Origin of the sequence: Bradyrhizobium sp. LTSP885 (genome assembly GCF_000938305.1) — a bacterium.
GTDB lineage: Bacteria > Pseudomonadota > Alphaproteobacteria > Rhizobiales > Xanthobacteraceae > Bradyrhizobium.
This window is the reverse complement of the sequence record NZ_JYMT01000011.1, coordinates 62,718-75,087: the sequence shown is the minus strand read 5'-3', so window position 1 is coordinate 75,087 and position 12,370 is coordinate 62,718. Positions and strand designations below refer to the sequence as shown.

General features: G+C 64.6%; 10 protein-coding genes. 7 read left to right on the top strand and 3 right to left on the bottom strand.

Annotated elements, in window-relative coordinates; genetic code table 11:
- Positions 1–72: 72 nt before the first annotated feature.
- Positions 73–612 carry a hypothetical protein gene (locus UP09_RS07750; protein WP_044537498.1) on the bottom strand — a complete coding sequence of 180 codons (540 nt, stop codon included), beginning with the start codon at positions 610–612 and terminating at the stop codon, positions 73–75.
- A gap of 213 nt (positions 613–825) precedes the next feature.
- Here UP09_RS07750 and UP09_RS07745 point away from each other — a divergent pair, with 213 nt between their 5' ends.
- From UP09_RS07745 to UP09_RS07725, 5 genes are all read left to right on the top strand, one after another.
- Positions 826–1,053: a hypothetical protein gene (locus UP09_RS07745; RefSeq protein WP_044537497.1), complete on the top strand. Its 228-nt coding sequence runs from the start codon at positions 826–828 to the stop codon at positions 1,051–1,053.
- 152 nt (positions 1,054–1,205) lie between these two features.
- On the top strand, positions 1,206–1,496 hold the full coding sequence (locus tag UP09_RS07740; protein ID WP_044537496.1) for a hypothetical protein: 291 nt from the start codon (positions 1,206–1,208) through the stop codon (positions 1,494–1,496).
- A gap of 114 nt (positions 1,497–1,610) precedes the next feature.
- Entirely contained in the window at positions 1,611–2,849 is a 1,239-nt protein-coding gene (locus UP09_RS07735) for an efflux RND transporter periplasmic adaptor subunit (RefSeq protein ID WP_044537495.1), read from the top strand.
- Positions 2,842–6,066 (top strand): efflux RND transporter permease subunit, encoded by a 3,225-nt coding sequence (locus tag UP09_RS07730; RefSeq protein WP_044537542.1) that lies wholly within the window; start codon positions 2,842–2,844, stop codon positions 6,064–6,066. Before UP09_RS07735 ends, UP09_RS07730 begins: the two co-directional genes overlap by 8 nt.
- 141 nt (positions 6,067–6,207) lie before the next feature.
- Positions 6,208–8,043 (top strand): alkaline phosphatase family protein, encoded by a 1,836-nt coding sequence (locus UP09_RS07725; protein WP_044537494.1) that lies wholly within the window; start codon positions 6,208–6,210, stop codon positions 8,041–8,043.
- A 42-nt stretch (positions 8,044–8,085) separates the two neighbouring features.
- Here the strand turns inward: UP09_RS07725 and UP09_RS07720 are convergent, their stop codons facing one another.
- Complete coding sequence (locus UP09_RS07720) at positions 8,086–8,667, bottom strand: hypothetical protein (protein ID WP_044537493.1); 582 nt, start codon at positions 8,665–8,667, stop codon at positions 8,086–8,088.
- Between the two features lie 387 nt (positions 8,668–9,054).
- Between UP09_RS07720 and UP09_RS07715 the strand changes: the two genes are divergently transcribed.
- Both UP09_RS07715 and UP09_RS07710 read left to right on the top strand, forming a co-directional pair.
- Positions 9,055–9,714 (top strand): peroxiredoxin, encoded by a 660-nt coding sequence (locus UP09_RS07715; protein WP_044537492.1) that lies wholly within the window; start codon positions 9,055–9,057, stop codon positions 9,712–9,714.
- Between the two features lie 21 nt (positions 9,715–9,735).
- Positions 9,736–11,199: a cryptochrome/photolyase family protein gene (locus tag UP09_RS07710; RefSeq protein ID WP_044537491.1), complete on the top strand. Its 1,464-nt coding sequence runs from the start codon at positions 9,736–9,738 to the stop codon at positions 11,197–11,199.
- On the opposite strand, the gene UP09_RS07705 is transcribed toward UP09_RS07710, so the two are convergent.
- Positions 11,196–12,068 (bottom strand): DMT family transporter, encoded by an 873-nt coding sequence (locus UP09_RS07705; RefSeq protein ID WP_044537490.1) that lies wholly within the window; start codon positions 12,066–12,068, stop codon positions 11,196–11,198. The two genes, UP09_RS07710 and UP09_RS07705, sit on opposite strands and share 4 nt — an antisense overlap.
- Positions 12,069–12,370 lie beyond the last annotated feature (302 nt).

The following is a 12,370-nucleotide window of genomic DNA, read 5'->3' as shown; positions in this document are numbered from 1 at the left end:
GTTAGGAAAGTCAGTTATCGGTCGGTTAAGGTGTCCACACACCCAACGGCGGCCCGCCCCGGCAATACGTCGTCAGGAAGCCGCCCTCACCGCTCCGGGCGCCGCCCTCGCCTCTTTCAGGCTGCACTCGATCAGCGCCCCCTCGATGGTGAACTTCGAGAACGGTGAAAGCGGCGTCGCGACCTGAAGTGGCGCGAAGAATTGCGAGTCGCCCGGGCTCTTCAGGAAGAAGCGGATGTGGCTGGCCGACAGCGCATCCCGCGACAGCCAGACGACGCCGGAGAACAGCGCGACGAGCATCTGGGCGTAGTCGCTGGTAGCGGCAAGGCCGAGGTCATAGATCGGCGAGACGTTGACGAAGCGCGCGCGCAAGGCAGGCGTCGGATATTTGCTCATCAGCAGACGCCTGACCTGGCAGACCGCGTGAACGCGCTCACCGTCGGTCAGATAATACAGGCCCTGACTATCCTCTTCCTTGGAGGTCAGCGCCTCCAGGGCGGCGAAGCCGCCGAAGGTGGCAAATTCCTCCCCGACGCCTTCAGCGTCCTTCTTCCACTGTGCCTTGATGTTGCGCCAGGACCGCTCGGGATCCTTGATTGGCAGAAGCCGCATGGTTAACCGGCGGTTAGCGCGAATACGTTTATCAAGCGATCTTATGTCGCAGGCCTTAAACTTTTGCTTACGGCGGTAGTCGGGTGCGTCGATTCATCCGCGCGCCCTCTGCCGGTCGCTTGACGCGGGGCGCCCGCGCACGGGGCCAGATGGATATTCCACCCATGGCATGGTCAGATGCCAACGCTGATGTGACCGGGGTCTTGCCGTTCGATGGATGCACTCACCCTGTTCGGATTGTTCGCCGTGAGCATGATGCTCGTCTGCTATGCGGCCGAAGAGCGCAGCCCGTGGTTCATCCTCGCATTCGCGGTCGCGTGTGCGCTTGGCTCGATCTACGGATTCCTGCAGGGTGCTTGGCCATTCGGCCTGGTCGAAGCGGTCTGGGCCGTCGTCGCCGCGCGCCGATGGCTGATGCGTCGCGGCACAGCCAGCATGTAACGTTATAGTATTCGCGACAATTCTGTCGTGCGCTTGCGCTTGAATGCGCGGGAGTGCGGCGCTAACTAGGGCGCATGGGCGCTTCATCGGCCACGACTCAGTCTTCCTCACACAAAGCAGCATCGCGCCGATGGCGCGGTCTGCTCGCGGGATTGATTTCGCTGGCACTGGTGCTGTCCTTCTTCCATGGCTGGATGTCCGACGGCGACGACGACGCAGGATTTGCCGTGTCCATCGCGCAGTCGATCGACGACACCGGTGGCAAGGCTCCAACCCACCCGGCATCGCTGCACGGCGATCACTGCCTGACCCACGTTGCCTCCGTCGCGCCGCAGGACACCGTGGTTGCCATCGCGTATGCGCCGCATGCCTATGGCGACGTCAGCATGGGCCTGCCGGCATCGGCCGACCACCTCTCTCCATTCAAGCCGCCACGCGCCTGATCTGATCGGCATCACCGGTCGCGTCTCGCTGCCATCAGGCAGCGAGCAGGTTTCCGCACATATCGATGTTGCGACAGCGCAAGGCCATTGGCCTGCGCTCGCGGAGAGACGCAGATGAAACGGATTGTTCTATTTTCCGCCGGTGTCGTCGCCGGCATTGGGCTCGTCGTTCTGGCAGAGGCATGGGCCGGATGGCCAATGCCCGTCCCGGCTACGACGCAGCAGACGGCCACGGCGAAGTCGCGGAAGGTCGAGGCCGGGCATCAGGCGCCGGGACACATTGAATCAGGACACATTGAGCTGAACGAAGACCAGATTCGGGAAGCCGGCATTACGCTCGCGCTAGCCAGCGGCGGCATGCTGAAACGGCATTTCCTTGCGCCGGGATCGCTGATCCCCGATGCCGATCACATCGGCCGCGTGTCGGTGCGCGTGCTGGCGACGGTCGCGGAACTGCGCAAGCGGCTCGGCGACAGCGTCGAGAAGGGCGAGATCGTCGCCACCATCGAGAGTCGCGAGGTGGCCGATGCCAAGAGCGAATACCTCGCCGCACGGCTAACCAATGACCTGCAGCAGACGCTCTATGCCAGGCAGAAGACGCTGGTCGAGAGCCGCATTGTGTCGGAGAACGAGTTCCTGCGCACGCGGCTGACCGCGAACGATGCCCAGATCAAGCTGGACGGCGCGCGGCAGAAATTGTTTGCGCTGGGCCTGTCGGAAGGCGAGATCGCCGACCTGCCGAGCCAGCCCCCTGAAAGCCTGCGCAAGCAGTTCCTGCGCTCGCCGATCTCGGGCCGCGTCTCGGAGCGGCGCGTCGATCTCGGCGGATTGATTGGCCGCGAGGGCCAGGAGAGTGAGCTCTTCGTCATCGTCAATCTCGACGACATCTGGGTCGATCTTGCCGTCTCACCAGAAGACATCGGCTCGGTTCGCGAAGGCGTTCCGGTCAGGATCCGCGCCATCGGCAGCGAGGATGAAGCCGTCGCAGACGTGATCTTCGTCAGCCCCCTGCTTGATCGCGAGACCCGCAACGCGCGCGTCATCGCGACCATGTCGAACAGGGAGCATCGCTGGAAGCCCGGCACGTTCGTCACGGCGGAGGTCCCCCTCACAGGTGCGCCATCGCTGGTGATCGTGCCGAAAAAGGCGCTGCAGACCATCAAGGGCACGCCGACCGTCTTCGTGCGCCAAGCCGACGGCTTCGAAGCGAGGTCGGTGCGCACCGGCCGGGAAGACGACGATGATGTCGAGGTCCTGGCCGGTCTTGCCGCCGGCGAGACCATCGCGCTGGAAAACACCTTCACCCTGAAGGCCGAACTCGAGAAGGACGATGCGGAGCACGATCATGATTGAGCGCATCATCGCCCTTGCGATCGAGCGTCGCTGGGTCGTCGTCACCCTCGCCGCCATCCTGATGCTGCTCGGCGGCATCGCGCTGACCAGGCTGCCGATCGACGCGGTGCCTGACATCACAAACAAGCAGGTCCAGATCAACACCACGGCGCCGGCACTGTCGCCGACGGAGATCGAGAAACAGGTCACCTTCCCGATCGAGACCGCGCTGGCCGGAGCGCCGGGACTGGAGAGCACGCGGTCGTTGTCGCGCAACGGCTTCTCGCAGATCACGGCTGTATTCAGCGAGGCGACCGACATCTATTTCGCCCGCCAGCAGGTCGGTGAGCGTCTGACCGAGGTCCGCACGCGTCTGCCGCAAGGCATCGAGCCGCGGATCGGTCCGACCTCGACCGGCCTTGGCGAAATCACCATGTGGACCGTCCACTTCTCCGGGCAACCCGTGCCAACCGACGGCATGCCGGGCCTGCAAAGCGACGGCCGTTTCCTCACGGCGGATGGCCAGGTCCTGCGAAGCGATGTCGAGAAGGACGCCTATCTGCGCACGGTGCAGGATTGGATCATCAAGCCGCAGATCAAGATGGTGCCGGGCGTTGCCGGTATCGATTCGATCGGCGGCTATCTCAAGCAGTACCAGGTCCAGCCTGATGCGGCGAAGCTGATCGCGCTCGGCCTGACCTTTGCCGACGTCGCCAAGGCCATCGAGGGCAACAATGTCAGCCGCGGCGCGCGCTATATCGAGCGCAACGGCGAAGGATTTGTGGTGCGGTCCGGCGGCCGCATCGAGACCGTCGACGAACTCGGTGCCGTCGTCGTCACCACCCGCGGCGGCGTCCCGGTCCGGATCCGCGATATCGCGACGGTGTCGATCGGCGGCGAGACCCGCACCGGCAGCGCCAGCGAGAACGGCCGCGAGGTTGTGATCGGCACGGCACTGATGCTGATCGGCGCCAACAGCCGGACAATCTCAGCCGCCGTCGAGCGGCGGCTGCGTGCCATCGCGCCGTCATTGCCCGCGGGTGTCGAGGTCAAGACGGTGCTGGATCGCACCCAGCTGGTCGATGCGACCATCGGCACGGTGGCCCGAAACCTGACCGAAGGCGCACTCCTCGTCATCGCGGTGCTGTTCGTGCTACTGGGCAATTTCCGAGCGGCGCTGATCACGGCGCTGGTGATCCCGGTCGCCATGCTGATGACCGCCATCGGCATGTGGCAGGGGCGGATCAGCGCCAATCTGATGAGCCTCGGCGCGCTGGACTTCGGCCTGATCGTCGACGGCGCCGTCATCATCACCGAGAACAGCCTGCGCCACCTCGCCGACAAGCAGCAGGCGCTCGGCCGCGTCCTCACCCGTGACGAGCGGCTCGCCACGGTGCGTGCCTCAGCCGTAGAAATGGTCCAGCCAACCCTTTATGGACAGGCCATCATCCTGCTGGTCTATGTGCCGCTGCTCACCTTCACCGGCGTCGAAGGCAAGATGTTCGAGCCGATGGCGCTGACCGTGATCCTCGCGCTCGCCGCCGCCTTCGTGCTGTCGCTGACGCTGGTTCCAGCGCTGATCGCACTCGCCATCACCGGCCGCGTGCAGGAGAAGGAAAACCGCCTCGTTGCGGCGTTGAAGGGCCGGTACCATCCGTTGCTGCTACGCGCGGTCGCAACGCCCGTGCCGGTGATTGCGGTTGCGGTCGTGCTGTTCGCGGCCGCTTTGTTCGGCTTCAGTCGCCTGGGCCAGGAGTTCATCCCCTCGCTCGACGAGAAGAACATTGCCATGCACGCGCTGCGGATTCCCAGCACCGCGTTGTCGCAATCGCAGGCGATGCAATTGTCCGTCGAGAAGACCGTTAGCCGCTTTCCGCAGGTGTCGTTCGTCTTCTCCAAGACCGGCACTGCGGAAGTGGCGAGCGATCCGATGCCACCCAACGCATCCGACACCTTCATCATCCTGAAGCCGCGCGCGCAATGGCCGGATCCGTCGATGACCAAGGAGCGGCTGATCGAGGAGATATCCAAAGCGGTCGGCCGGTTGCCGGGGAACGTCTACGAATTCACCCAGCCGATCCAGATGCGCTTCAACGAACTGATCGCCGGAGTTCGCGGCGATATCGCGGTCAAGGTGTTCGGCGACGAGTTCGAACCGATGCTGAAGGCCGCCAACGAGGTTGCGTCTGCGCTACGCACGGTGCGGGACGCGACCGACGTCAAGGTCGAGCAGGCCGGTGGCCTCCCCGTGCTCGAGATCAAGGTCGACAAGGCGGCAATCGCCCGCCGTGGCCTCAGCGTCTCGGCCGTGCAGGATGTGATCGGCGCCGCAGTCGGCGGCCAGGACGCCGGCGTCGTGTACGAGGGCGACCGCAGCTTCGACATCGTGGTTCGGCTGCCGGAAAGCGTGCGCTCCGATCTCGAGGCGCTGAGCAACCTGCCGGTCGCGTTGCCGAAGGCGACGCCGAACTCAGCCGTGCAGAGCCTGCCGCTCAACCGCGTGGCGAAATTTTCCTTCACCGAAGGACCGAACCAGATCAGCCGCGAGAACGGCAAGCGCCGCATCGTGGTCACGGCCAATGTCCGCGGCCGCGACCTCGGCTCGGTGGTCGAGGATGCACAAGCCAAAGTGGCGCAATCGGTGAAGCTGCCGCCGGGCTACTGGATGATTTGGGGCGGCCAGTCCGAAAACCTGGCCGCGGCCCGCCAACGCCTCGGCATCGTCGTGCCAGCCTGCTTTGCGATGATCTTCCTGTTGCTGCTTGCGGCCATGGGCTCGGCGCGCGACGCGCTCCTGGTGTTCAGCGCCGTGCCGCTGGCGCTGACCGGCGGCGTCGCCGCGCTTTGGCTGCGCGGCATGCCGTTCTCGATCTCGGCTGCGGTCGGCTTCATCGCGCTGTCGGGCGTCGCCGTGCTGAACGGGCTGGTGATGTTGAGCTACATCCGCCAATTGCGCGAGCAAGGCGTGCCGATGCTGTCAGCGATCGAGCAAGGCGCCCTGACCCGCTTCCGGCCCGTCGTGATGACCGCGCTGGTTGCTTCGCTGGGCTTCGTCCCGATGGCGTTCGCCACCGGCACCGGCGCCGAGGTGCAGAAACCGCTCGCCACCGTCGTGATCGGCGGCCTGATCAGCGCAACCCTGCTGACGCTCGCCGTGCTGCCGGCGCTGTATGCGCGGTACGGTCATGCCGGTCATGGTGCGCGCAATGAGAGCACGGCTGTTCAGCCCGCGGAATGACGGCTTGTTGGGCGGCGCTCGGTTGGAAAAACTGGGGCTATTGGCGCGCCGGGAAGGCACTGTAACAATTCTGTCATGTGACAAAACTAAACGAGGACGGCGGCGACCAGCCGCGGGCTGCTTTTCATGGGGAAATCATAAATGCGTCGCGCCATTGCACTGTTGTCCGCCAGCATGATCGCGTTGTCGGCGGGGGCCGCCTCGGCGCAGAACGCCAAACCCCGCAACCTCATCCTGTTCGTTCCGGACGGCCTGCGCGGCGGCATCGTGACGCCGGAAACCGCACCTGCGATGGCCGCGATCCGCGACAAGGGTGTGCATTTCAAGAATTCGCATTCACTGTTTCCGACCTTCACGATGGCGAACAGCTCGGCGCTGTCGACCGGGCATTATCTCGGCGACACCGGCACCTTCTCCAATACGATCTATACCGGCTACAGCTCGGTGCCGGCCGGCGACACGGTCGTTCCCTTCATCGAGAATGATGCTGTGCTTGCCGACATCGACGATCATTTCAACGGCGACTATCTCAACGAAGAGACGCTGCTGAAGATGGCCCGCCGCGAGGGCTTCAGCACGGCAGCGATCGGCAAGGTCGGCCCGACGCTGCTGTTCGACCACACCGATCGCGGCAAGAACACCATCGTGATCGACGATTCCACCGGCGGCAAGACCGGCGTTCCGATCTCCGACGAGATGAAGGACGCGCTGACCAAAGCCAATTTGCCGCTGGCCACCCCCGGCCGCGGCGACAATGCCAAGGCCGGCGATGCCGTGACACCCGGCACGACGGTCGCCAACGTTGCGCAGCAGGCCTACACGGCCGACGTCGCGACCAAGGTCGTGCTGCCGATGTTCAAAACGCGCAACAAGCCGTTCGTGCTGGTGTTCTGGTCGCGCGATCCCGACGGCAGCCAGCACAACACCGGCGACAGCCTCAACACCATCACCCCCGGCATCAACGGCCCGACCTCGCTGGCCGGCATCAGGAACGCCGACAACAATCTGGCGCAGCTGCGCAAGGCGCTCGACGAGCTCGGGCTTTCCGCCACCACCAACATCATCGTCTCCTCCGACCACGGCTTCTCGACCATATCGAAGGAGAGCAAGACCAGCCCCTCGGCCAGGATCGCCTACGACGACACGCCGAAGGATTTCCTGCCCATGGGATTCCTGGCGATCGATCTCGCCAAGGCGCTGAACCTGCCGCTATACGATCCGAACGACAAGAACGCGAAGGTCGCCGACAATGCCCACCCCAAGGCCGGCAATGGCGTGCTCGGCCAGGATCCGGCCAAGCCTGATGTCGTGATCGCGACCAATGGGGGCTCGGACCTGATCTATCTGCCGAACCGGGACAAGAAGCTCACCGACCGCGTCGTCAAGGCGCTGCTCGAGCAGGACTATATCAGCGGGCTGTTTGTCGACGACAAGCTCGGCAAATTCCCCGGCACGCTGCCGATGTCGAACCTCAATCTGAAGGGCAAGGCGACGACGCCGAACCCGTCGATCGTGGTCAATTTCCGCTCGTGGTCGAGCGGCTGCGAGATCCCGACCAACTGCTCGGTGCAGATCGCCGACACCGTGCTGCGCCAGGGCCAGGGCATGCATGGCAGCTTCAGCCGCGGCGACACCTACAACTTCACCGCGGCGATCGGCCCGGACTTCAAGTCCGGCTATGTCGATCCGCTTCCGGTCAGCAACGCCGATGTCGGCATCACCGCGGCCCAGCTGCTCGGCCTGCGCGCCCCGAACAATGGCGGGCTGACCGGCCGGGTGATGTCGGAGGCGCTGCCGAACGGCATCGTCCCGAAGATGGCGGACGGCACCCTCACCTCGAAGCCTTCGGCCAACGGCTTGCGGACCGTGATCAAGTTCCAGCGCGTGCTCTCGACCCGCTATTTCGACGTCGCCGGGTTCCCGGGGCGGACGCTCGGGCTCGAGGCCGACGACAAACAGAAAACGGCGGGGAAGTAACCCCCGCCGCTCTCAAGAAGATCTTGCGATCGGGATGATGGCTTACATCATCCCGATATCGAACACGTTGGGCAGCTGCGTCGCGAGCGGCAGCGCGGTCGCGCCGACCAGCGTCGCAACCATGGCCGCCAGCGCATGACCGGCGCGGCGCTTGCCGCGCATCTGGCTTGCGATCCACTCCAAAACCTTGGTGTCGATCTTGGTCGCCCGCGCCGGCGCCCAGCCCTCGATGTCGGTGTCGGGTGACAGCGCCACCGCGCGGGGCGGCACCGGCAGGCCGGACTCGGACGCGGCATGATGCGCGACCGCCTTGGCGAGCAGGTCGTCGAACCGGCCGTCATCGCTACGCTCGGCGGCGGCCTCGTCGATCTGGAACAGCGCCTCGACCTCGGCCCGGCTGATCGGCTGATCCGCGACGGCGTCAGCCGTCAGGATGCGCGCGCACCATTTGGCGTCATCGGCATCGAGCGACCGGGAGAAATGGATACGGCCCTTGGTGGTCGGGCCTTCGCCGGTAATGACGCCGTCGCGCACGATGGTCAGTGCATGGGCGGCGGTGCTGCGGCAGGAGGGTTGCAACGCACCGCTGAGAGCCTCAGCGGTCTTGGTACTTGGGGCGGACATAGTGTGACTTTCAATTCCTATTCTTAGGCCAGCTTTTCCATGCGGGCGTAAACGAGTGGTTAATGATTCGGAACTTGTGTTCCGAGATTTTTAGATGGTTGCTATTTGGTCGCTGTGATCACTGTCACGGTTCGGTCGTATAGCAGCCGGCACCGGTGAGATGGCGGTCATAAAAGGCATTATCTGGGCATTTCCAAGCTTTTACTGTCGCAGTTGTTATTTCGTCGCAGGGGCAAGGATCAAAACAAGTTGCTCCGTATTCCTCTCCACGGGGAAGGATTTCGCCTTTTTCGTCGCCCGGTTCACTTGTGCCTCGCTGCCTCGTATAGTGACGGCGACGCTTCGAAATCAGATTAATCAGCAACTTCAATAGCATGAGGTAAGATCATGGCACTTCAGATTGGCGCGACGGCCCCTGACTTCGAAGCCCAGACCACCGAGGGCAAAATTAAGTTCCACGACTGGATCGGCAGCAGCTGGGCACTGCTGTTCTCCCACCCGAAGGACTTCACCCCGGTCTGCACCACCGAGCTCGGGGCGCTCGCCCATCTCAAGCCTGAATTCGACAAGCGCGGCGTCAAGCTGCTCGGCCTGTCGGTCGACCCGGTCGACCGCCACGCCAAATGGGCCGAGGACATCAAGGAGAGCCAGGGCGCCGCACCGAACTATCCGATGATCGGCGACACCGATTTCAATGTGTCGAAACTCTATGACATGCTGCCGGCCTCGACCTCCGGCGACCCCCTCACCCGCACCGCCGCCGACAATTTGACCGTTCGCAATGTCTTCGTCATCGGCCCGGACAAGAAGATCAAGCTGGTGCTGGTCTATCCGATGACCACTGGCCGGAACTTTCAGGAGATCCTGCGCGTGATCGACTCGCTGCAGCTGACCGCCAAGCATCGCGTCGCCACCCCCGCCGACTGGAAGCAGGGCGAGGACGTGATCATCGCGGGCTCGGTCAGCGACGACGAGGCCAAGACGATCTATCCGGACGGCTGGAAGTCGCCGAAGCCTTATATCCGGATCGTGCCGCAACCGAAGTAACGGCAGGCACGTAACGTAGGGGTGACACCCACTCAGCCGATCATCGTCTGGTTCCGCGACGACCTGCGGCTGTCGGATCACCCGGCCCTGCACGAAGCAGCCAGCCGCGGTGTGCCGGTAACTTGTCTCTATGTGCTGGACGAAGAAAGCCGCGCACTGAAACCACCGGCCGCGCGCCCCCTCGGGGGCGCGGCGCGCTGGTGGCTCGCGCAATCGCTGCGCGCACTCGGCAACGATCTCGCAACGATCGGCGGATCGCTGGTGCTGCGCAAGGGACCGGCGGCGAGCGCGATCGCCGCGCTGGCGCGCGAAGCCAATGCCAACGCCGTGTTCTGGAACGACATCGCGCAGGCGCCGCATCAAGCCGTTGCCGGGGATGTTGAGGCCGCGCTCGCAAGTAACGGCATCTCTTCGCAAATCCTCCCGGGCGACCTGCTCGTCGAACCCAAGGCGATCCGGAACAAGGAGAACCGCGGCCTTCGCGTGTTCACGCCTTTCTGGCGGCGCGTGCAAGGGCTCGGCGATCCACCCAAGCCGTTGCCGGCGCCGAAGAAGCTCATATCCGTTCCCGGCATCGCGAGCGAGGCCGTCAGCGACTGGGCGCTCGAGCCGACGCGGCCCGATTGGGCCGGCGGCCTCCGCGAGAGCTGGCGTCCCGGCGAGGCCGCGGCGCAGGCGCAGCTCAAGGCATTCCTCGATGATGGTATCAGCGGCTACAGCGGCGACCGTGACCGGCCTGACCGCGACGGCACCTCGCGCCTGTCGCCGCATCTGCGCTTCGGCGAGATCAGCCCGCGCCAGGTCTGGCACGCCGCCCGCTTCGCCGCCGCCGAGCACCCTCGCCTTGTCGGCAACGTCGACAAATTCCTCAGCGAACTCGGCTGGCGCGAATTCTGCCGCCATCTGCTGTTCGACGTCCCCGATCTGGCCGATCGGAACCTGCAGGCGCATTTCGACGGCTTTCCGTGGAAGCGCGACGCCAAGGCGCTCAAGGCCTGGCAGCGCGGCCGGACCGGCTATCCGATCGTCGACGCCGGCATGCGTCAGCTCTGGCACACCGGCGTGATGCACAACCGGGTGCGGATGGTGGTGGCCTCGTTCCTGGTCAAGCATCTCCTGATCGACTGGCGCGCCGGCGAACAATGGTTCTGGGACACGCTGGTTGATGCCGATGCCGGCTCCAATCCCGCCAACTGGCAATGGGTCGCGGGTTCTGGCGCCGATGCCGCGCCCTATTTCCGCGTCTTCAATCCGATCCTGCAGGGCGAGAAGTTCGATCCTGACGGTGGCTATGTCAGGCGCTGGGTGCCGGAGCTCACTCGCCTGCCCGACAACCTGATCCATCAGCCCTGGACCGCGACGCCGATCGAACTCGCAAGCGCCGGCATCGAACTCGGCAAGACCTATCCGCAGCCGATCGTCGATCACAAGCAGGGCCGCGAGCGCGCGCTGGCCGCCTACGCCAAGATCCGCGGCAAGGACTAAGCGCGACGATTGACCAGCAGCACCGCCCCTGCGCAAGCGGCCATGCCCACGATCGCGACAGTGTCGAGCCGCTCGCCGAACAGCACATAGGCCATCAGCGCGGTCACCGCCGGCACCAGATAGAACAGGCTCGCGACCGAGGTCGCGGCATGGTGGCGGATCAGCCAGTACAACAGCCCGATCGAACCGATCGACAGCGCAAACACCAGCCACGCCAGGCCCAGGATGAATTCGCCGGTCCAGTGCACGACATTGGCTTCGAACAGCCATGCGCCGATCGCAAAGAAGATCGTGACCGCGATGTACTGCACGAGATTGCCGGCGCGCCAGTCGATCGCGTTGCAGTAGCGCCGCTGATAGAGCGTGCCGAGCGTGATGCTGATCAGCGAGACGCCGGAAGCGAACCAGCCCCAGCCCGCCTCGCCCGTCATCGGCCGGTTGTGCAGGATCAAGACGACACCGGCGAGACCGAGCACAAGCCCGCCCCATTGCAGCGGCGTGACGCGCTCCCCTAACCAGCGGTTGGCAATCGTCGAGGTCAGGATCGGCTGCAGGCCCGGGATCAGCGCCGACAGCCCGGCCGGTATCGAATGCGCGATCGCGATTGCGGTGCCGCCGAGATAGATGCCATGCACCAGGATGCCAGCCACCGCGCTGTGCATCACGCCGGTCCAATCAGGCCATTTCGGCCGCGCGACCGCGGCGATAACAGCCATCACCACCACCACGAGCGCCATCCGGATCGCCAGATAGGTCAGCGGCTCGGCATTGTTGATGACGTATTTGGTGGCGATGAATCCCGTGCTCCACAGCACGACAAAAATCGCCGGTGCCAGACGAGCGGCAGTTTCCTCGAAGCTTTTGTTCATTTGCGGCCGTCATTGCCTGAAGATGTGGCGGCGGGCAATCGCGATTTTTTGCGGGGCGTGATGCGAGGCGATGCTCTGACCAGGTTGGTGCTGTCGTCGCCCGGCTTGTCCGGGCGATCCAGTATTCCAGAGACGTCAGTGATTGAGTCGATGCGCCGCGGCGTACTGGGTCGCCCGGTCCATGTGCGCAATTGCGCACAGGCCGGGCGATGACACTGTGGATGGGGACGCAGCTCCGCATTCTCGCGACATGATTCGCCCGAGCTTTGCTCTTCGTTCCGCCCTCTCTAAGCAGAGGGCGC